Source organism: Ensifer sp. BR816, assembly GCF_000378985.1.
GTDB lineage: Bacteria > Pseudomonadota > Alphaproteobacteria > Rhizobiales > Rhizobiaceae > Sinorhizobium.
On sequence record NZ_KB905370.1, the window covers coordinates 3,872,607 to 3,893,114 of the forward strand.

Consider the following 20,508-nt stretch of genomic DNA (forward strand, 5'->3'; position numbering starts at 1 on the left):
TTCATGCGTGCTGCCGGGCTTCTTCAACGATCCAGCGCGCCGTCTTTTCCGCAATCATCAGTGTCGGCGCATTCGTGTTGCCGCTGGTGATTTTTGGCATGATGCCCGCGTCGACGACGCGAAGGCCGGCGATTCCTCTCACCCGCAGGCGACTGTCGACCACCGCCGTCGGATCGTCATTGCGTCCCATCTTTGTCGTCCCGACAGGATGGAAAATGGTATTGGCGATGTCCCCGGCGAGCTTGGCGAGTTCTTCGTCGCTCCGGAACTGGGGGCCAGGCTTCCACTCCTCCGGCCGATATTTCGCAAGAGCCGGCTGCGTCACGATCCTGCGGATCTGGCGGATGCTGTCGGCAGCAATCCGCCGGTCGTCTTCCGTGCTGAGATAGTTCGGCGCGATCGCCGGCGCATCGCTGGCCTTGTCGGAGCGCAGGCGGACGGTTCCGACACTCGTCGGATTGAGGTTGCAGACGCTCGCGGTAAAGGCGGGAATGCGGTGCAGCGGCTCGCCGAAGGCATCGAGACTGAGCGGCTGGACATGAAATTCCAGATTGGCGTGGGCCTGCGCTGCATCCGACCGGATGAAGGCGCCAAGCTGTGAGGGCGCCATGCTCATCGGGCCGCTGCGCCGTAGTGCATATTCAAGCCCGATCATCGCCTTACCCATCAGGCTGTTGGCAAGCGTGTTCAGTGTTTTCGCGTTGCCGACCTTGTAAACGGCACGAATCTGCAAGTGATCCTGCAGGTTTTCTCCCACGCCAGGTAGATCATGCACCACCTCTATGCCGTGGCGCTTCAGCAGGTGTGCCGGCCCAATGCCCGACAATTGCAGGATATGCGGAGAGCCGATCGCGCCGGCGGAAAGGATGACCTCCTTCTTGGCGCGTACCTCCACCCTGTGCCCACGACGGCTCAGAACGACGCCGGCGCAGCGCGTGCGCCCTGAAGCGTCGGTCTCCAACATCAGCTTCTCGACATGCGACTGCGTCCAGATGCTGAGGTTCGGCCGTGTCTTGGCAGGGCGGAGGAAGGCTTTCGACGTATTCCAGCGCCAGCCGGATCTCTGGTTCACTTCGAAATAGCCGACGCCTTCATTGTCACCGCTGTTGAAATCGTCCGAACGCGGGATGCCGGCCTGAACGGCCGCCTCGGCAAAGGACTCCAGGATGTCCCATTTCAGCCGCTGCTTCTCGACGCGCCATTCACCGCCATGACCGTGCATGTCGGAGAACCGACTGTTGCCGCCCGTCTGCGGATCCGCGCCGCCGTCCAGACGGTAATGATCCTCATGGGCTTTGAAGTCCGGCAGAGAATTCTCCCACGACCAGGCATCGTCTCCCGTTGCCGCGGCCCAGCCGTCAAAGTCGCGGGCCTGCCCGCGCATATAGATCATGCCATTGATGGAGGAGCAGCCGCCGAGCGTCTTGCCGCGGGGATAGCGTAGCGACCGGCCATTCAGCCCGGCGTCCGGCTCGGTCTTGAATAGCCAATCGGTGCGCGGATTGCCGATGCAATAGAGGTAGCCGACAGGGATATGGATCCAGGGATAATCATCCTTCCCGCCCGCTTCCAGCAAAAGCACGCGCGTCGCGGGATCGCGGCTGAGGCGGTTTGCCAGCAGGCAGCCGGCGGAGCCTCCACCGACGATGATGTAGTCGAACTCTAGGTTGTTGTCGCGCACGCCGGAGGTCTGTTTCATCGCGCGAACGCTCCTGCGCATCGAGACACAGGCTTATAAAGCTCGATCGGTAATTGGCTCATTTCACACGCCTCCCTCGTCCTTTCTTAGATAAAACTTGAATCCGAGAGAAATCCAATTAGAAGTGTGGCAAAACATTATAAGCGGGACTAATATGCCTCACCCGATCGACTTGAAGACCCTGAGGGCCTTTGTTGCGGTGGCTCGCGAAGGAAATGTCACGCGGGCTTCCGAGCAACTGCACCTCACCCAGCCCGCTCTCAGCCAGCACCTGAAACGTCTTGCCTCCGATACAGGCGTCACCCTGTTCCGGCGAACGTCCAAGGGATTGGAACTGACCCATGAGGGCGCGTTGCTGGCCGCGAAGGCCGAACAGGTGTTCGCCGCTCTCCAAGATTTCGGGCAGACGGCCCGACATTTAGGCGCGCAGGTGCGCGGCAAGCTCCGGATCGGCACGATCATCGATCCGGAGTTCACCAGGCTTGGCGGTTTTCTGAAGGCGCTCGTTGACAGCGGACCGGGGATCGAAACGGAGCTTCGCCATGGCATGAGCGGCGATGTGCCGGAAGGGCTCCGGCGAAACGAACTGGATGTCGGTTTTTTTCTTGGCGATATCAAAGACTTCGATCCAGTGGCGAGCGTCGTTGCGGACGGAAGCGACAGCCTTTTTCACGTTCGGGAATTGGCCCGACTGACCTACCGCGTTGTCGCGCCTCCATCGCTCGCGGCTTTTGTACGTGGACAGGACTGGGTTGCCCTTGCGGCCCTGCCGTGGATCGGCACGCCGCACGCGTCCGTCCACAATCGCCTTTTGAACGAGGTGTTTGGAAAGCTAGGGGTCCGCCAAAACATCGTCGCATCCGTCGATCAGGAGCCATCCATGCTTGCAATGGTCCGGACGGGTCTTGGGCTAAGCCTCTGCCGGGAATCCATTGCACTACATGAGCAGCAAGCACACGGACTGGTAATTGCCGACCGCGTTGCAATCGAAACGGCTTTGAGTTTCGTGTGCTTGAGTGCGCGCATCGACGATCCGGCAATCAAGATTGCATTTGATGCTGTCAATCGCGTGTGGAACTGAGGTTGAGCTCGGCGCGGGCGACGGGCAATCACCGGGCCGGCCGAGCGCAAGGCCGCGGCCACGAACGTCTTTGAATATCCCACTCCCGAACCGTCGGACAACATCCCCGATTCGAGCAAGTTGTTCGAGGCGACGCACAAGCTTTCGACAATCCTGGTCAGCCCGAACGGCGGTGCTGACGAACGCTGTTGCCGCCCTATCCCCGTCGCTACGAAGCTTCCGTACATGGAAGTTCTATCGGTGATGAAGAAGCTTCGCCTCCTACAAGCGCGAGTCTGCTCTGATCGCGATCAGCGGTAGCTGCTTTTTTTGCGGCTAAACTTCCGCTGTCCACCCGAAGCGGTGGTTCGCCTCGGGTACAAAGCGTTAGACGGTTACCGTTAAGCTCAGGACCGTTTTTCAGCCCGTTTCGGCGCATCTATGCTAAGCTTCGCTGCGCGAATGGGAAAATATCACAGAAATGCGCAAAACTTGCGTTGAACTGTGACATTCGCCATGCTAGACAAATGACCGATCGGTCGGTCAATAAATTCGCACCGTCGACCGGGCGATGATGCAGGAGGCGAGCCATGTACGCACAGATGGTCAAGACCGATGGCACCCGCGTCAAATCGCTCGACGACATGGAACCCGAGGAGCGCGCCTTCCAGCAGCGCATCGAAGCCGGGCAGAAGATCGAGCCGAAGGAATGGATGCCGGAGGCTTACCGCAAGACATTGGTGCGGCAGATCAGCCAACACGCCCATTCGGAGATCGTCGGGCAACTGCCGGAAGGCAACTGGATCACCCGCGCGCCGACGCTGGAGCGCAAGGCGATCCTGCTCGCCAAGGTCCAGGACGAAGCCGGCCACGGCCTCTATCTCTATTGCGCCGCCGAGACGCTCGGCATCAGCCGCGACGAGATGTATGAGCAGCTGCACAGCGGCAAGGCGAAATATTCCTCGATCTTCAACTACCCGACGCTCTCCTGGGCGGATATCGGCGCTATCGGCTGGCTCGTCGACGGCGCCGCGATCATGAACCAGGTGCCGCTGCAGCGGTGCTCCTATGGGCCCTACGCGCGCGCCATGGTGAGGATCTGCAAGGAGGAAAGCTTCCATCAGCGCCAGGGCTTCGACATCCTCGCCAAGATGGTGAAGGGCACGCCGGCGCAGAAGGCCATGGTCCAGGATGCGCTTGATCGCTGGTGGTGGCCGTCGCTGATGATGTTCGGCCCTTCGGACGATGCTTCGGTTCACTCCGCACAATCGATGGCCTGGAAGATCAAACAGAACTCGAATGATGAACTGCGCCAGAAGTTCGTCGACCAGACCGTGCCGCAGGCCGACTATCTCGGCCTGACGGTGCCCGACCCGGAACTCAAGTGGAACGAGACGAAGGGCGGCTACGATTTCGGCGAGCCGGACTGGAAGGAGTTCTTCGAGGTGATCGCCGGCAACGGCCTCTGCAATGCCGAGCGGCTCGGTGCGCGCCGGAAAGCCTGGGACGACGGAGCCTGGTTCCGGGAGGGACTGCTCGCCCATGCGGCCAAGGCGGAAGCTCGCCGAACCACGGCACCGGCGGCGGCAGAATAGAGCAAGGCGTCAAACAGGAGGAGTGCCCATGTCGAGTGAGTGGCCGCTTTGGGAAGTCTTCATTCGAGGCCAGCACGGCCTGAACCACCGCCACGTGGGCAGCCTGCACGCGCCCGATGCGGAAATGGCGATCCACAATGCCCGCGACGTCTATACCCGCCGCAACGAGGGCGTCAGCATCTGGGTGGTGCGATCGACCGACATCACCGCAAGCACGCCTTCCGAGAAGGGCCCGCTGTTCGATCCCGCCAATTCCAAGGTCTACCGCCATCCAACGTTCTTCGACGTTCCGGACGAAGTGGGGCACATGTGATGAGCGTGACGCCCACCCCCTCCGGCGACGGGACCGTGCTTTTCGAATTCCTGCAGCGCATGGGCGACAATGCCCTGATCCTCGGCCATCGGCTGTCGGAATGGTGCGGCCACGCGCCGGCGCTGGAGGAAGACATTGCGCTTGCCAACACTGCCCTCGACCTGATCGGCCAGACGCAGTTGTGGCTTGGCCTCGCCGGCGAGGTGGAAGGCAAGGGCCGCACCGCCGATAACCTTGCCTACCTGCGCGACGCGACAGAGTTTCGCAACGTGCTGCTCGTCGAGCGCCCGAACGGCGATTTCGGGAAAACGCTGATGCGGCAATTCCTGTTCGATGCCTGGCATCTAGTGATCCTGCAGGCACTGCGCTCGGCCGCCGACAAGCGCATTGCCGATATCGCCGAAAAGGCCGCCAAGGAAGTCGCCTATCACCTCGACCGCAGCCGCGACCTGATCGTCCGGCTCGGCGATGGCACGGCGGAAAGCCACCGTCGCATGCAGGAAGCGCTCGACGAGCTCTGGCCCTATACCGGCGAACTTTTCATCGGCGACACAGGTGATGCGGAACTCGCTGCGGCTGGCATTATCCCCGCGCCGGAGAGCCTGAAAGGGGCGTGGGACGACGTGGTCGGCGAAACCTTGGCCGAGGCGACATTGAAGAAGCCGGCCGACGGTTACATGCACAAGGGCGGCAAGCGTGGCGTCCATACCGAGCATATGGGCTTCATCCTTGCCGAAATGCAGTTCCTCCAGCGCGCCTATCCGTGCGCCACCTGGTAACGGAAGGAGGCCGGCCATGGCGACCGCGACGCTGCCCTCCACCGCCGAAATCTGGCACTGGCTCGACGAGGTGCCGGATCCCGAAATCCCGGTGATCTCGGTCGTCGATCTCGGCATTATCCGCGCGGTCCGGTGGGAGGGCGAGACATTGGTCGTCACCGTGACACCGACGTATTCGGGCTGTCCCGCGACGGCGGTGATCAACCTCGACATCGAGCAAACGCTGCGGGAAAAGGGCGTCGCTAAGCTCAGGTTCGAGCGGCGGCTTTCGCCCGCCTGGACGACCGACTGGATCAGCGCCGAAGGCCGCGAAAAATTGCGACGCTACGGCATTGCGCCACCCGTGGACGGCGCCGCCAGTGATGCCATGCTGCGCCAGCGCAGCGCGCGGCTCTCGGGTCGCTCCGATCCGATCATCGCCTGCCCGCAATGCGGATCGACGAAGACCGAGAAGATCAGCCAGTTCGGTTCGACGCCGTGCAAGGCAAGCTACCGTTGCACCGACTGTCTCGAACCATTCGACTACTTCAAGTGCATCTGACCTTTTGCCCAGTGAGATCCGCAAGATGGCCCGATTCCATTCCCTGCAGGTAACCGAAATCCGTCAGGATACGCGCGATGCCGTGGTCGTGACGCTCACCCCGCAGGAGCAGGACCGCGGCATCTTCGATTTCACGCAGGGCCAATACCTGACATTCCGCCGCAGCTTCGATGGCGAGGAATTGCGCCGCTCCTATTCGATCTGCTCCGGGCGGCACGAAGGCACGTTGCGCGTCGGCATCAAACGGGTCGAGGGGGGCTGTTTCTCGACCTGGGCGAACGAGGAGCTGCGCGTCGGCGACACCATGGAGGCCATGCCGCCGATGGGTGCGTTCTTCACCCCGATCGAGCCGGAGGCGGCGAAGAACTATCTGGCCTTTGCCGGCGGCAGCGGTGTCACGCCCATCCTGTCGATCATCAAGACGACGCTCGCCAGCGAGCCGCGCTCTCACTTCACCCTCGTTTATGCCAATCGCCAGATCGGCTCGATCATGTTCCGCGAAGAGTTGGACGACCTGAAGAACATCTATCTCGGCCGGCTCGCCATCCTGCATGTGCTGGAGAGCGAATCCCAGGATATCGACCTCTTCGCGGGACGCGTCGACGCGGAGAAATGCACGGCTCTCTTCAAGCACTGGATCGATATCGAGGCGGCCGACATGGCCTTCATCTGCGGTCCGGAACCGATGATGCTGGCTGTCGCCGCGGCACTGCGCGGGCATGGGATGCGTGACGAGCAGATCAAGTTCGAGCTCTTCGCCTCCTCGCAACCGGGCCGTGCTCGCCGAAAGGCCGAAAGCGTTGCTGCGGCGGAGCGCGGCATCGCCTGCGAGGCGACCGTCACGCTCGACGGCGCCACGCGCGTTTTCAGCATGCCGAAACAGGGACAGTCGCTTCTGGAAGCGGCACTCGAGAACAGAATGGACGCGCCCTATGCCTGCAAGGCCGGCGTCTGCTCGACCTGCCGCGCGAAGGTGCTCGAGGGAGAAGCCGAGATGGAAGTCAACCACGCGCTCGAGGACTACGAGGTCCGCCAGGGCTATGTCCTCACCTGCCAAAGCTATCCGCTGAGCGACCGAATCGTCGTCAGCTACGATCAGTGACACGCGCCAAGGCGGAGGGAGGATGCCGATGTCTGAAACGATGTCCATCGAGGAATACCTCCGGCAAGGCGGCGTGCTGACGTCGCCCGACAATGCGCCGCCGCGCTACCGCGGCGAAGTGCTGCGCCTGATGGCAAGCTTCGTCGATAGCGAACTTGCCGGGGCCGCCGGTTTTGCCGACATCATCAACGATGCTCCCGGCATCAAGGAGCGCATTGCAACCGCCCGGATCGTGCTGGAGAAGACCGACCATGCCGGCCGCGTGCTCGACGTCATGGGGACTTTCGGCGCCGATGTCGAGCGCTATGCCGTACACCACGCCTGGAATGCGCGGCTCGCCCGTGACGCCGACATCGGCGCGGCGCGCCAGGGCGGCGACATGCGCCTGTCCGTCTTCCACTATCCGCTCCAGGGCTGGGTGGATGCGGTCGTCCTGAACGTACTGATGGGAATGGCGACCGTGATCCAGTTGCGCGAACTGACACATGTCTCCTACCAGCCGCTCGCCGAAATCTTCCGCGAGATCCTGCCGCGCGAAGCGCATCACACTGCACTCGGTGTCGAGGCGTTGGAGCGCATTGTCGGGGACGAAGGATCACGCCGCGCCGCCTTGGAGTCCGTTGGCTACTGGCGCCCGCGCGTCGCGGCGAGTTTCGGCCTTGCAGGCTCCGCCCGCTACGAGATGCTCAAGCGCTTGGGGCTTCGCCATAGGCCGAATGAAGCCTTGCTTTCCGAATGGCAGACCACCCTCGACGGGCAGCTTGCCGCATTGAACCTGAACTGACCGCGAAGGAAAAAGAAAATGGATGCTCCGGCAAACCGGCCCCGCAAGCTCGAAAGCCATGTCTACGGATCCTGGGTTCCGGGCAGCGGGGAAGGTGCGACGCTGCTCGACGCGTCGACCGGTGCCCCCGTGGCGCTGATCGATTCGACCGGCATCGACTTTTCCGCGGCGCTTGCCTACGGCCGCGAAAAGGCGGGGCCGGCCCTGCGGCGCATGTCCTTCCACGAACGCGCCGCGCTGCTGAAAGCACTTGCTCAGGCGCTGATGGACCGGAAGGAAGAGTTCTATGCGCTCTCGTCGGCGACCGGCGCGACCCGGACCGACAGCTGGATCGACATCGAGGGCGGCATCGGCACCCTGTTCGCCTATTCGTCCAAGGGCCGCCGCGAGCTGCCGAATACTCGGGTCCTCGTCGAGGGTGACGTCGAGCCCCTCTCGCGCGACGGCACGTTCTCGGCCCGCCACATCCTGTCGCCGCTCGAAGGCGTTGCCGTCCACATCAACGCCTTCAACTTTCCTGTCTGGGGCATGCTGGAAAAGCTCGCGCCGACATTGCTCGCGGGCATGCCGGCGATCGTCAAGCCGGCGAGCCAGACCGCCTATCTCACCGAGCTCGTCGTCCGTCGCATGCTGGAAACCGGGCTTCTGCCCGAAGGCGCGGTGCAACTGGTCTGCGGGTCGATCGGCGACCTCCTCGATCACGTCGATGGACAGGACGTGGTGACGTTCACCGGTTCGGCCTCGACCGGCCGCAAGCTGTGGACCCACCCGGCGATCGTCGAGAATTCGATACGCTTCACGATGGAGGCGGACAGTCTCAATGCCTCGCTGCTCGGCCGCGATGCGGCGCCCGGCACGGAGGAGTTCGAGCTTTTCGTCAAGGAGGTGGCGCGCGAGATGACGGCCAAGGCGGGCCAGAAGTGCACGGCCATCCGTCGCGTCCTGGCGCCACGCGCCTATTGCGACGCGGTCGTCGCCGCGCTCGGCGAGCGGCTTGCCAAGACCGCGCTCGGCAACGCCGCTGACGAGAATGTCCGCATGGGACCCCTGGCGAGCCTCGGCCAGCGCGAGGAGGTCCGCGCCCGCATTCGCGACCTGGCGGCGGACGCCGAAGTCGTCGCCGGCGACCCCGACAATCCGCGGCTCGTCTCCGGCGATGCGCGGGTCGGCGCCTTCCTCAACCCCGTCCTGCTCTATTGCGATGCGCCGCTCAAGGCGAAAGCCGTTCATGACGTCGAGGCCTTCGGCCCGGTCAGCACCGTGATGCCCTATGACACCGCCGAGGAGGCCCTCGAACTTGCAAGGCGGGGCAAGGGCAGCCTCGTCTCGTCGGTGTTCACGAACGACCCGGCCTTTGCCGAGGCGGTGGTGCTCGGCATGGCGCCGTTCCACGGGCGCGTGCTGATCGGCAACCGCACGACCGCGAAGTCCTCCACCGGCCACGGCTCGCCGCTGCCCGGTCTGGTCCATGGCGGCCCCGGACGCGCCGGCGGCGGCGAGGAGCTTGGCGGGATTCGCGGCGTGAAGCACTACATGCAGCGTACCGCCGTTCAGGCTTCGCCGACCATGCTTGCAACGGTAACCGGGCGCTGGGTCGCGGACGCCGAGGTGCGTAGCGACCACGAGCATCCGTTCCGCAAGTCGCTCGCGGAACTCCGCATCGGCGACCAGCTCATGACAGGCGCGCGCACCGTGACACTCGAGGACATCGAACATTTCGCGCATTTCACCGGTGACACCTTCTACGCGCACATGGACGAAGAGGCGGCGCGGGCGAACCCGTTCTTCGAGGGTCGCGTCGCCCACGGTTATCTGATCGTCTCGCTCGCGGCCGGGCTCTTCGTGGATCCGGCACCCGGCCCGGTTCTGGCCAACTACGGCGTCGACAACCTGCGCTTCCTGACGCCGGCCTATCCGGGCGACAGCTTGCAGGTGCAACTCACCTGCAAGGAAATCAACCCACGCATCGGCGCCGACTATGGCGAAGTTCGCTGGGATTGCCGGGTGTCCAATCAGAACGGCGCCGTCGTGGCGCAATACGACGTTCTGACGATGGTCGCCAAGACACGGAGTTGAGGCGATCGGAACCGGTCCCGACGTCCTCTCGCACACTGCAGAAAGTCTAGCGAACCGCCTTCACTCCATTGAGGAGCAATGTCGTGGCGAGATCGGCATATTCGTCGCGGCTGATCGGGCCGCCCGGCCGGAACCACATATAGACCCAGTTCATCATCCCGAAGAGCGACATGGTGACGGGCATCAGCAGCGGCTTTTCACCGTTGAGGCTCGGATTGATTTCGCCGATCGTGTTGGCGAAGCGTTTGACGATGCGTCGCTCGATGCTTCTCAGATGCTCCAGCTGTTCCGCGCTCAGGGCGCTGGTGCCGTTGAGCTGCACCTTGTGCTCGTTGTCGGCGCCGCGATAGTTGTCGAGCACCTGGCGCACCAGAGCCCGCAGACGGTCCTCGGGGCACAGATCCTGACGATCGACGCTTGCGATCCCCGCGTCCAGCTCTTCGAGATGCGTGCGGATGATATCGAAGATCAGCGCATCCTTGCCGGGATAGTAGTGATAGAGCAGCGCTTTCGACACATTGCTGCGCGAAGCGATTTGCGCCATCGACGCCTTCTCCATGCCGAGTTCGGCGAAGACCGCAGCCGCATTGCTCAAGATGCTGCGTTGCTTTTCCTCAAAATCGACCGCGCGCGTTCGTGCCATGTTGATCCTGCGTTTTCATGCGCCTCCCCGTGATACGGGAAGCAATCGTGCTTCCCGCATCTTGGGACGGAATGTCTAACTTCGTCCCAGCATGCGGGCCTCACGCCTTGGGCCGATGATCGACGACCCGCTTCGCCTTTCCCTCGGAGCGCGGGACGCTACCCGGGTCGCGAATCGCGATCGTCGCCGTAACACCTACGACATTCTTGATAGAGTGGGCGAGCGTCTGGGCGCAGGCGGCGCGGGCATTCTCGTCCGCCGATTCCGCCGTGCATTCGACATGCACGGTCATCGTGTCCATCCGTCCGCTGCGACTGAGTTCTATCTGGAAATGCGGGGCAAGGCCCCGGCATCGCAGAATCTGCTCTTCGATCTGCGTCGGGAAGACATTGACGCCGCGCAGGATGATCATGTCGTCGGAGCGGCCAGTTATCTTTTCCATCCGTCGCATGGAACGTGCCGTGCCGGGCAGCAGCCGGGTAAGATCGCGGGTGCGGTAGCGGATGATCGGCAGGCCTTCCTTGGTGAGCGTGGTGAAGACCAACTCGCCCATTTCCCCATCGGGCAGAACGTCGCCGGTCTCCGGATCGATGATCTCCGGATAGAAATGGTCCTCCCAGACATGCAGCCCGTCCTTCGTCTCGACGCATTCGTTCGCCACTCCCGGCCCCATGACCTCCGACAGCCCATAGATATCGACGGCATGCATGTCGAAGGATTGCTCGATTTCCTGGCGCATCGCGTTGGTCCAGGGTTCGGCACCGAAAATGCCGACCGCCAATGAACTCTGGCGCGGATCGAAACCCTGGCGGCGGTACTCGTCTAGGATCGACAACATGTAGGAGGGCGTCACCATGATGACACGCGGCCTAAAGTCCTCGATCAACGTCACCTGGCGTTCCGTCATGCCGCCGGACATCGGCACCACGGTGCAGCCCATCCGCTCCGCCCCGTAATGGGCGCCGAGCCCGCCGGTGAACAGGCCATAGCCATAGGCGACATGCACGAGGTCGCCGCGGCGGCCGCCGGCGGCGCGGATCGAGCGCGCGACGAGATCGGCCCAGGTGTCGACGTCCCTTTGCGTATAGCCGACGACGGTCGGCTTGCCGGTCGTGCCGGAAGACGCATGGATGCGCACGAGCCGCTCGCGCGGCACGGCGAACATGCCGAAGGGATAGGTGTCCCTGAGGTCCTGCTTCGTCGTGAAGGGAAATTTTGCGATATCGCTGAGCGATGTCAGGTCCGAAGGGTGGATGCCGGCCGCGTCGAAGTGCGTCCGGTAGAAGCGCGAATGCTCATAGGCGTGGCCGAGCGACCATTTCATGCGGCCGAGTTGCAGCGTCGCTATTTCGTCGCGCGACGCCGTTTCGATCGCTTCGAGGTCGCCGGGACGCGGCGAAAGCTCTTCCATAAGATGACTCCTTCGAACTCCGTTTGTCGGCCTACGGCTCTTCCGCGAGATGGGTTCCCTTGACAGTGCGCGAATGGCCGCGGAATTCAGCCAGTTGCTCTCCCTTCTGGTTGCTGACGCTGACGTCGTAGATGCCGCCGCGGCCGCGCCGGGACACTTCTCGCGCCGTCGCCGTCAACCGGTCGCCGGCGAAGGCCGGCGCGATATAGGTGATGGAGCAATGCTGGGCGACAGCGCGCTGGTTGTAGCTGTTGCAGGCAAAGGCAAAGGCCGAATCCGCCAGCGCGAAGATATAGCCGCCGTGACAGATGCCGTGACCGTTGGCCATCTCTTCCTGGACCGGCATGGAAAGAACGGCCGCGCCGGGCGCCACCTGTTCGAGGACCATGCCGAGGCGGCGGGAGGCGTTGTCCCCGCGCCACATCGTATCGGCAGCGGCCTCGGCAAGTTCCTGTGCCGTGAATTGGCGCATTTCCGTCATTGGCCCGTGAAATCCGGCTTGCGCTTTTCCAGAAAGGCCGCGACGCCCTCGGCGTAGTCCATGCTGTGTCCAGCCTCGCGCTGCAGGTCGCGCTCCAGCTCCAGCTGCTGTTCGAGGGAATTCGACGCGGCCGACTGGATGGCCCGCTTGGTCAAGCCCAGCCCCTTGGTGGGCCCCGCGGCAAGCCGGCCGGCGAGGGCCGCCGCCTCGTCGAGGAGCGCCGCATCGTCGACCGCCTTCCAGATCAGGCCCCAATTCGCCGCAGTCTCGGCATCGATCGGCTCAGCGGTCAGCGCAAGTGCCTTGGCACGCGCTTCGCCGATCAGATGAGGAAGGCTCCATGTGCCTCCGGAGTCCGGCACCAGGCCGATCTTGGCGAAGGACTGTATGAAGCGCGCCGAGCGCGCCGCGAGGATAATGTCGCAGGCGAGCGCGATGTTTGCGCCCGCCCCCGCAGCCACGCCGTTGACCGCACAGACCACCGGCTTATCGAGGCTGCGGATGAGCTGGATCAAGGGATTATAGAAGAGCTCAAGGGTCCGTCCGAGATCCGGCAGCTCGCCGCCCTGGCGCGGGTCGCGGTCGCCGAGATCCTGCCCGGCGCAGAAGCCTCGGCCTGCTCCGGTCAGGAGCACGGCGCGGACCGCAGGATCCTGATGCGCTCTTTCCAGGCCGGTCCGCATGGCCACATGCATCTCGTCGTTGAAGGCGTTGAGCTTGTCCGGACGATTGAGCGTCAAGCGAAGAACGCCGTCGGCGACAGCCGACAGGACGGTTTCGGTCTCGGGCATGATTCCTCCAATGCAGCCACCTCGCAGGGCTACCGAGAAAAGAGTTGCATAAACCGGCCGGTCAGTCAATTATAAAGAGGGAAAGAACGTCTTCTCACTCCGACGTTGCGAGCGGCGGATGTCGAACGCGCCAACAAAGATTGGATCGAGCGTCGCAGTTTGCAAAGGCCTCCCGCATGACTGTCAAGATTGAACGCATCGGCGAGATCGCCATCGTGACCGTCGATAATCCTCCAGTGAACGCCCTGTCACAGGCGCTTCGGCAGGACCTTTTGGACGCGGCGGAGACCCTGGACGCGGACCTCACTGTCCGAGCCGTTGTCCTCAGCTGCGCAGGGCGCACCTTCATCGCCGGAGCGGATGTCACCGAATTCGGCAAGCCGCCGCTACCCCCTCACCTGCCCGACGTCGTCGCGCGGATCGAAACCGCCCGAAAACCCTGGGTGGCGGCGATGCACGGCAGCGCGCTCGGGGGCGGTTTGGAGGTCGCTCTCGGATGTCGTTTCCGTGTCGCCTCCGCCTCCGCCAAGCTGGGCCTGCCGGAGGTCCGTCTCGGGCTCGTCCCCGGTGCCGGCGGCACCGTCCGCCTCCCGCGCCTGGTCGGCCCCGCCAACGCTGCGGAAATGATCAGTTCGGGCACACCCGTCGATGCGCGAGAGGCACTGTCTCGGGGACTGATCGATACGCTGATCGACGGAGATCTCGAAAAGGGCGCCATCGACTTTGCCCGTGCTGCGCTGAAACGGCCGCTGCCGACCCCGCTGATCGAGCGCGCGGTACCGGCCATCGAGGAGGCCTCCTGGGAAATGATCGCCAAGACGGTCGCTGCCCGCGCAAAGGGCGAGGACGCGCCGATTCGTGCGCTCGCCTGCGTCCGGCGGGCCATCGATGCCGATTTCAAAACGGCCATGGCCTTCGAGAGGGAGACGTTTCTCGACCTGCGCGGCTCTGCCCAGGCCGCGGCACTCCGGCATGTGTTCTTCGCAGAGCGGGCCGCACGGCGCCCGCCGGAACTCGCGGGCGTGATGCCGAAGCGCTTGGACACGGCCGCCGTCATTGGCGGCGGAACCATGGGAGCCGGCATCGCCGCAGCCCTGCGTGACGCGGGCCTACCGGTTACGCTCGTCGAGCGCGACGAGAAGGGCCTCGCCCGCGGGCTCGCCACTCTGCAAACGATCTTCGACGGCGCCGCAAAGCGCGGTCGAATAAGCCCGGAAACGGCCTCCGAGCGGGTCGCAGGCGTGGTCGGCACGACCGACTACGGCATGCTTGGAAACGCCGACCTCGTCATCGAAGCCGTGTTCGAGGACATGGCGGTCAAGCGCGCGGTCTTTGCCCGCCTTGCAGACGCTTGCCGGCCGGACGCCATTCTCGCCACCAACACGTCCTATCTCGATCCCGAGCAGATCGCGGCCGGCGTCGAACGACCGGATCGCTTTCTCGGATTGCACTTCTTCAGCCCAGCGCATGTGATGAAGCTTCTCGAAATCGTGCCGACGGCGGCGACAGCGCCCGAGGTTCTGGCAACCGGCTTCGAACTCGCCCGCAGGCTGAACAAGGTGCCGGTACGCGCCGGCATATGCGATGGTTTCATCGGCAACCGGCTACTCAAGGTGACGCGCACCCAGGCGGAGCGATTACTGCTGTCCGGCGCGACGCCGCGGGCCGTCGATGCGGCAATGCGGCGTTTCGGCCTGCCGATGGGGCCGTTCGAAGCACAGGATCTGGCCGGCCTCGATATTGCCGCCTTCCAGCGGCAAGCGGCGCGCGCTCGGGGCGAAACACCCTTCGCGCCGGTCGCGGAACGGCTCTGCACGATGCAGCGGCTCGGGCAAAAGACCGGCGGCGGCTGGTACGACTATGCGAGCGGCGATCGGACACCGCGGCCTTCCGAAATCGTCTCGGCGATCATTGCCGAAGCGGCGGCCGGATGGACGCAGCATCCGTGGGGCGAGGCGGAGATCATCGACTGCATTGTCCTGCCGATGATCAATGAAGCGGCCCGCATCCTGGAAGAAGGCGTTGCGATCAGGACCGAAGACATCGACCTCGTCGAGATCCACGGCTACGGATTCCCGCGCTGGCGCGGCGGCCTCATGCATTATGCCGAGGCCCGTGGACTTCAAGATGTCGTCAATGGGGTCCAGAAACTCACGGACCGAGGACTTGCCGAACCGCCGACAACAACGCTCAAGCAGGGCAGGCTCGAGCCGCGCGGCTAGAGCGGGATGAGGAAAGGTGTGCGCGGTTTTCCGCCCGCATCCCGCTCAAACTCACTAGAATCACACCGGAACCGCGGTCGAGTATTTCACGCTCTTCAGGGCGAAATGCGAGGACGAGTTAGCCACCGCGTCGTGCGTCAGGATGCCGTGCATCAGCAATCGTTCGTAATCGGCAACATCGGCCACGACGACCCGCAAGAGATAGTCCCACTCGCCGGACATCGAATAGCATTCCAGCACTTCTTCGTGGCTCTCGACAAAGCGCTCGAAGCTGCGACGGGCCACTTGGTCGTGCGATTTCATCCGCACATGGCAGAAGACGTTCAGGCCGCGTCCGACCAACTCAGGATTGACGAGCCTGACGGTCTTTCCGAGCACGCCGGCCGTATCGAGAGCCTTGATGCGCCGCCAGCAGGATGCCGGCGAAGCACCGACGGCCTCGGCCAATGCGGCATGGCTGATATCGGCCTGTTCCTGCAGGACTCTCAGGATCTTTCGGTCGACCGCGTCGAGATTGAATGCATCCATCAGAATTCTTCCAAAAGCGAAACAGACTGATCAAGTGATACCGAAACGACCCCAAGATTGAAACCGATTTGCGCCTCGGACGGGGTATTCTCTCAATGAGGAATTTGGGAGGATTTCATACGATGGGACAGGCTGTACTCAAACCTGACCGGCGCAACGCACCCGACGAGAGCATCGACTGGAAGAGAGTCGTTCAACTGATGCTCCTCTCCCGTGAACTCGACGAGATGGAGGAGAAGCGCCTCGTCCCGGAAAAGAAAGTCCTCTATCAGTTCTCCGCCCGCGGCCATGACATGGCCCAGATTCTCCTCGGGCTGCACCTCACGGGAAGGCACGACGCCGCCTGCGGTTACTATCGGTCGCGGCCGCTGCTCCTGTCGCTGGGCGTCGATCCGGCCGACGCGCTCGGTTCAGCCATGGCGCGTGCCGGGGGTTATTCCGATGGCCGCGACATCGGCGTCGTCTTCAACTATCCCAATCCCAACGGCGCGTCGGCCCTGCCGATGTGCGGCGGCGTCGGGTCCCAGTACACACCGACGGCCGGATGGGCGCAGGCGATCACCTATTTCAGCATGACGCTCAAGAACAAGGACTACGATCGGGACATCGCCGTCGTCCTCGGCGGCGATGGTTCCGTCGCCTCCAACGGTTTCTGGTCCGCGCTGACGGTCGCCACGACGCAAGGACTGCCGATGCTCTTCTATATCGAAGACAACGGCTTCGGCATCTCGGTTCCCTCGACCCTCCAGACCCCCGAGGGCAACATCGCCGCCAATCTCGCGGCCTGGAAAAACCTGACCGTCCTCGATGGCGACGGTTCGGACCCGGAAGAAGCCGCCCGGCTGACGAAGGGGGCCGTCGAGTTGGTGCGCGACGAACGCCGTCCGGTCCTCCTGCGAATGAGAGTGCCCCGCCTCGAGGGACACAGCTTCCAGGATACCCAGACCTATAAGAGCGAGGATCTCGTCAGAAGCGAATGGGCGCGCGATCCCTTGCCGCGGCTCAAGGACTATCTGGTGCCAGCCGTCCTGAGCGAAGCGGAGTGGGATCAGGTCGCCGGCGCTGCCAAGGCGGCGGCCGAACAGGCACGCAGCGAGGCCGAATCCCGGCCGGTCGCCGATCCGGAAATGGTCACCCGCAATGTCTTCTTCGAAGGCGAAATGCAGGTCATGGGCGGCCAGCACCGTGCCGGCTACCGCCCCCCGGAGACGACCGAGACGCCGGCAAGCAACGGCCAGCGGATCAACATGGTGACAGCGATCCGGCGGACGCTCGACCACGAAATGTCGCTCAACGAGCGGGTCATCCTGTTCGGCGAGGACATCGGCCCGAAAGGCGGCGTCCATGCCGTCACCCTCGGACTGCAGGAAAAGTACGGTACGACCCGTGTGTTCGACACTTCGCTATCCGAGGAAGGCATTGTCGGCCGTGCGGTCGGGATGGCGCTGGCCGGCCTTGTACCCGTTCCGGAAATCCAGTTCCGCAAATATGCGGAGCCGGCGAGCGAACAGATCAACGATTGCGGCACGATCCGCTGGCGGACCAACAACCGCTTCGCCGCGCCGATCGTGCTGCGCATGCCGGGCGGTTTCTTCAAATGCGGAGATCCGTGGCACAGCCAGACGAACGAAGTCGCCTTCGTCCATCAGCCGGGCTGGAAGGTCGCCGTGCCGTCCAATGCCGAGGACGCCGTCGGGCTCTTGCGCACGTCACTGCGCGGCAATGATCCGGTGATCTTCTTCGAGCATCGAGCCATGCTGGACCATAGCTGGGCGCGGCGCCCTTATCCGGGCGACACCTTCGCACTGCCTTTCGGCAAGGCGAAGCTCACGCGCGAGGGGAGCGACATCACCATCGTCACCTGGGGCGCCATGGTGCCTCGTTGCGAAGAGGCCGCAGAGGGAATTTCCGCCGACGTGATCGACCTTAGGACATTGATGCCATGGGATCGGACAGCGGTGCTTTCCTCCGTCCGCCGCACCCGCCGCTGCCTCATCGTTCACGAGGATCTCGGCACCGCGGGCTTCGGGGCCGAAATCGCCGCTGCCGTTGCCGACGAAGCCTTCATCGATCTCGACGCCCCGGTTTCGCGGCTGACCATGCCCGATATCCCAAGTCCCCATAATCCGGTCCTGCTCGACTGGGCGGTTCCCTCGGTCGAGCGGATCCGCCGGAAAATTACCGACCTTCTGGAGTATTGACGCATGGGCGATCTCATCGACATCAACGCCCCCATCGAGCAGGAGGGGACGAAGGCGGTCGTCCGCAACTGGCTCAAGAAGGTCGGCGAAAGCGTGAAATCGGGCGACCCGCTGGTCGAGCTTGAAACCGACAAGGTGACCCAGGAGGTCGCCGCCCCCGCCGACGGCATCCTCGAGGAGATATTGATGGAGAATGGCGACGACGCCATGCCCGGCGCCGTTCTCGGCCGGATCGGCGGTCGGGTTGCCGACGTCGGCCAAGGCACGGTGGACACGCCGCCTCCCCACCCCGCGCATTTTTCGCCGGCCGTGCGCCACGCAGCCGAAGAATACGGCATCGACCCTGCGACCGTCCGCGGCACCGGCCGGGACGGCCGCGTCAGCCGCGCCGACATGGACAGGGCCTTTGCCGCCAAGGCGGAACGCTTCGAAGCCGCGGCCAGGACCGAGCCGCCGGTACCGGCTGCAGACCCAGTCTCGGTCGACAGCGGAACGGCGGCGCGTTCGCACAGGACCCCACACAGCGGCATGCGCAACGCGATCGCTGCGCATATGCTGCAGTCGGTGACGACGGCGCCGCACGTCACGGCCGTCTTCGAAGCCGATTTTACGGCGATCATGCGCCACCGCGAACAGCATAGGGGGAAGCTGGCCGCGGAGGGCATCACGCTTTCCTATACGGCCTATATCGTATCCGCCTGCGTCGCGGCGATGCGCGCCGTTCCCGAGGTCAACAGCCGCTGGCACGAGGATGCGCTCGAAATTTTCGACGACATCAATGTCGGCGTCGGAACCGCCCTTGGCGACAAGGGCTTGGTCGTGCCGGTGATCCACCAGGCCCAGCACCTTTCGCTTGCCGAGATCGCAGCAAAGCTGCAGGACCTTACTGCACGTGCGCGATCGAACGCGCTCAGCGCCGCGGACATGAGAGGCGGCACCTTCACCATTTCCAATCATGGCGTGTCGGGATCCCTGCTCGCCGCGCCGATCATCATCAACCAGCCGCAATCGGCGATCCTCGGTGTCGGAAAGCTCGAGAAACGGGTCGTCGTCCGCGAGATCGACGGCGTCGATACGATCCAGATCCGCCCGATGGCCTATGTTTCGCTGACCATCGATCACCGCGCGCTCGACGGCCACCAGACGAATATGTGGCTGACCCACTTCGTCCAGACTCTCGAGGGCTGGACGCAATGAAAGCGCCTATGACTAGGACGGGCTTGCCATCGGCGGCGGGCCTCGCGGCTATGCCTGCGCGGATACGGGCCCGGAAATTGCCAGCGTCGGCCGGACGCTCGCACCCTTGCCGTGATCTCCGCCCTCAGCCAGCACCTCGGATCCAGATCGGGCTCTCGGAGCGGTATCGCGCGCCCTCCTCCAAAAGCCAGTCCCGAACACGCCGCGCCTGTGCATTGAGTTCCCGCGATCGCGGCCAAACGACATAGAAGGCGTGGCCGGTCTTCAGCACGTGTCCCCCGACTGGCACCAGCGCGCCGGAGCGCACCTGCCCGGCGATCAGATGCTCCCAGCCAAGCGCGATGCCTTCGCCAGCGAGCACGGCCTGGACCACCAGGACATAGTCGTTGATCGCCAGCCGCTTGCCCTGTGAGGGAGAGGCGAGGCCGGCGCTTCCAAACCACTCCGTCCAGTCACAGGCGCGCCTGACCGGCTCCTCAAGGTGGATGAGGCTGTGCTGCAGCAGGTCCGCCGGCGTCTCGGGCATGCCATGCACATCGATATAGGCTGGCGACGCCACGGCATTGATCACCTCGTCGGCAAGCAAAGCTGCGTGATAGCGCGGCCATTGACTGGGGTCGCCGCCGCGAACGCCAAGGGGTATTGGTTCCTCGTCGAGATCCAGGTCGCGAACGCTCGTCTGAATGCGAAGGTCGATCTCCGGCAGATCCTCGCGCAGCCGGTTGAGGCGCGGCAGCATCCACATCGAAGCGAAGGCCGTCGAGGCCGACAGGGTGACGTTCGTCTCGCGGCCCTTGGCGCGAATGTCTTCGGCCGACTTCTGGATACGGGCCAAACCGACGGACACATCGGCATGGAATTTTTCGCCGGCTTCGGTGAGTTCGACAGCCCTGTGCACGCGATGGAAGAGCAGCACCCCGAGCTGGTCCTCAAGACCGCGGATGGCATAGGACACCGCCGCCTGCGTCATCCCGAGCTCGCCGGCGGCACGCGTGAAATTCTGATGGCGGCCGGCTGCCTCGAAGACAATGAGGCTGGCGGCGGACGGAAGGAGGCGGCGCATGGTTTCCATAAGCTACGCTTAT

Annotated in this window: 18 protein-coding genes; 11 read left to right on the forward strand and 7 right to left on the reverse strand. The window is 63.8% G+C overall.

Features of this window, described 5'->3' with window-relative positions:
• Position 1: 1 nt before the first annotated feature.
• Positions 2–1,699: a GMC family oxidoreductase gene (locus tag RHIBR816_RS0118630; RefSeq protein ID WP_018238094.1), complete on the reverse strand. Its 1,698-nt coding sequence runs from the start codon at positions 1,697–1,699 to the stop codon at positions 2–4.
• A gap of 154 nt (positions 1,700–1,853) precedes the next feature.
• Between RHIBR816_RS0118630 and RHIBR816_RS0118635 the strand changes: the two genes are divergently transcribed.
• The 8 genes from RHIBR816_RS0118635 (at position 1,854) to paaZ (ending at position 9,949) form a co-directional block, all read left to right on the forward strand.
• The gene (locus tag RHIBR816_RS0118635) at positions 1,854–2,780 is read left to right on the forward strand and encodes a LysR family transcriptional regulator (RefSeq protein WP_018238095.1); all 927 of its coding nucleotides are present in this window, start codon (positions 1,854–1,856) and stop codon (positions 2,778–2,780) included.
• Positions 2,781–3,349: 569 nt separating this feature from the next.
• Positions 3,350–4,354, forward strand: a complete 1,005-nt coding sequence (paaA, locus tag RHIBR816_RS0118640; protein ID WP_018238096.1) for a 1,2-phenylacetyl-CoA epoxidase subunit PaaA — start codon at positions 3,350–3,352, stop codon at positions 4,352–4,354.
• Between the two features lie 28 nt (positions 4,355–4,382).
• Complete coding sequence (paaB, locus tag RHIBR816_RS0118645) at positions 4,383–4,667, forward strand: 1,2-phenylacetyl-CoA epoxidase subunit PaaB (protein WP_018238097.1); 285 nt, start codon at positions 4,383–4,385, stop codon at positions 4,665–4,667.
• Positions 4,667–5,446 carry a 1,2-phenylacetyl-CoA epoxidase subunit PaaC gene (gene paaC, locus RHIBR816_RS0118650; protein WP_018238098.1) on the forward strand — a complete coding sequence of 260 codons (780 nt, stop codon included), beginning with the start codon at positions 4,667–4,669 and terminating at the stop codon, positions 5,444–5,446. The genes paaB and paaC overlap by 1 nt, the downstream gene beginning before the upstream one ends.
• A 16-nt stretch (positions 5,447–5,462) precedes the next feature.
• Positions 5,463–5,987 carry a 1,2-phenylacetyl-CoA epoxidase subunit PaaD gene (gene paaD, locus RHIBR816_RS0118655; RefSeq protein WP_018238099.1) on the forward strand — a complete coding sequence of 175 codons (525 nt, stop codon included), beginning with the start codon at positions 5,463–5,465 and terminating at the stop codon, positions 5,985–5,987.
• Positions 5,988–6,012: 25 nt separating this feature from the next.
• On the forward strand, positions 6,013–7,089 hold the full coding sequence (gene paaE / locus RHIBR816_RS0118660; RefSeq protein ID WP_018238100.1) for a 1,2-phenylacetyl-CoA epoxidase subunit PaaE: 1,077 nt from the start codon (positions 6,013–6,015) through the stop codon (positions 7,087–7,089).
• Positions 7,090–7,117: 28 nt separating this feature from the next.
• Complete coding sequence (locus tag RHIBR816_RS0118665; protein ID WP_026187177.1) at positions 7,118–7,873, forward strand: Phenylacetic acid catabolic protein; 756 nt, start codon at positions 7,118–7,120, stop codon at positions 7,871–7,873.
• Between the two features lie 18 nt (positions 7,874–7,891).
• Positions 7,892–9,949 carry a phenylacetic acid degradation bifunctional protein PaaZ gene (gene paaZ, locus RHIBR816_RS0118670; protein ID WP_018238102.1) on the forward strand — a complete coding sequence of 686 codons (2,058 nt, stop codon included), beginning with the start codon at positions 7,892–7,894 and terminating at the stop codon, positions 9,947–9,949.
• A 46-nt stretch (positions 9,950–9,995) separates the two neighbouring features.
• Here the strand turns inward: paaZ and RHIBR816_RS0118675 are convergent, their stop codons facing one another.
• From RHIBR816_RS0118675 to paaG, 4 genes are all read right to left on the reverse strand, one after another.
• Positions 9,996–10,592, reverse strand: coding sequence for a TetR/AcrR family transcriptional regulator (locus RHIBR816_RS0118675; RefSeq protein WP_018238103.1), 597 nt, complete (start codon positions 10,590–10,592; stop codon positions 9,996–9,998).
• A gap of 100 nt (positions 10,593–10,692) precedes the next feature.
• Positions 10,693–12,003, reverse strand: a complete 1,311-nt coding sequence (paaK, locus tag RHIBR816_RS0118680) for a phenylacetate--CoA ligase PaaK (RefSeq protein ID WP_018238104.1) — start codon at positions 12,001–12,003, stop codon at positions 10,693–10,695.
• A gap of 31 nt (positions 12,004–12,034) precedes the next feature.
• Positions 12,035–12,484 (reverse strand): hydroxyphenylacetyl-CoA thioesterase PaaI, encoded by a 450-nt coding sequence (gene paaI, locus RHIBR816_RS0118685; RefSeq protein ID WP_018238105.1) that lies wholly within the window; start codon positions 12,482–12,484, stop codon positions 12,035–12,037.
• Positions 12,481–13,275 carry a 2-(1,2-epoxy-1,2-dihydrophenyl)acetyl-CoA isomerase PaaG gene (gene paaG, locus RHIBR816_RS0118690; RefSeq protein WP_018238106.1) on the reverse strand — a complete coding sequence of 265 codons (795 nt, stop codon included), beginning with the start codon at positions 13,273–13,275 and terminating at the stop codon, positions 12,481–12,483. Before paaG ends, paaI begins: the two co-directional genes overlap by 4 nt.
• A gap of 176 nt (positions 13,276–13,451) precedes the next feature.
• Between paaG and RHIBR816_RS0118695 the strand changes: the two genes are divergently transcribed.
• The gene (locus RHIBR816_RS0118695) at positions 13,452–15,497 is read left to right on the forward strand and encodes a 3-hydroxyacyl-CoA dehydrogenase NAD-binding domain-containing protein (RefSeq protein WP_018238107.1); all 2,046 of its coding nucleotides are present in this window, start codon (positions 13,452–13,454) and stop codon (positions 15,495–15,497) included.
• A gap of 60 nt (positions 15,498–15,557) precedes the next feature.
• Here RHIBR816_RS0118695 and RHIBR816_RS0118700 read toward each other — a convergent pair whose 3' ends face one another.
• Positions 15,558–16,025, reverse strand: coding sequence for an Lrp/AsnC family transcriptional regulator (locus RHIBR816_RS0118700; protein ID WP_018238108.1), 468 nt, complete (start codon positions 16,023–16,025; stop codon positions 15,558–15,560).
• A 122-nt stretch (positions 16,026–16,147) separates the two neighbouring features.
• Between RHIBR816_RS0118700 and RHIBR816_RS0118705 the strand changes: the two genes are divergently transcribed.
• Together RHIBR816_RS0118705 and RHIBR816_RS0118710 are read left to right on the forward strand one after the other, a co-directional pair.
• On the forward strand, positions 16,148–18,226 hold the full coding sequence (locus RHIBR816_RS0118705; protein WP_026187179.1) for a transketolase C-terminal domain-containing protein: 2,079 nt from the start codon (positions 16,148–16,150) through the stop codon (positions 18,224–18,226).
• 3 nt (positions 18,227–18,229) lie between these two features.
• On the forward strand, positions 18,230–19,423 hold the full coding sequence (locus RHIBR816_RS0118710; RefSeq protein ID WP_018238110.1) for a dihydrolipoamide acetyltransferase family protein: 1,194 nt from the start codon (positions 18,230–18,232) through the stop codon (positions 19,421–19,423).
• Between the two features lie 124 nt (positions 19,424–19,547).
• Here the strand turns inward: RHIBR816_RS0118710 and RHIBR816_RS0118715 are convergent, their stop codons facing one another.
• Positions 19,548–20,495, reverse strand: coding sequence for a LysR substrate-binding domain-containing protein (locus RHIBR816_RS0118715; RefSeq protein ID WP_018238111.1), 948 nt, complete (start codon positions 20,493–20,495; stop codon positions 19,548–19,550).
• Positions 20,496–20,508: the final 13 nt, after the last annotated feature.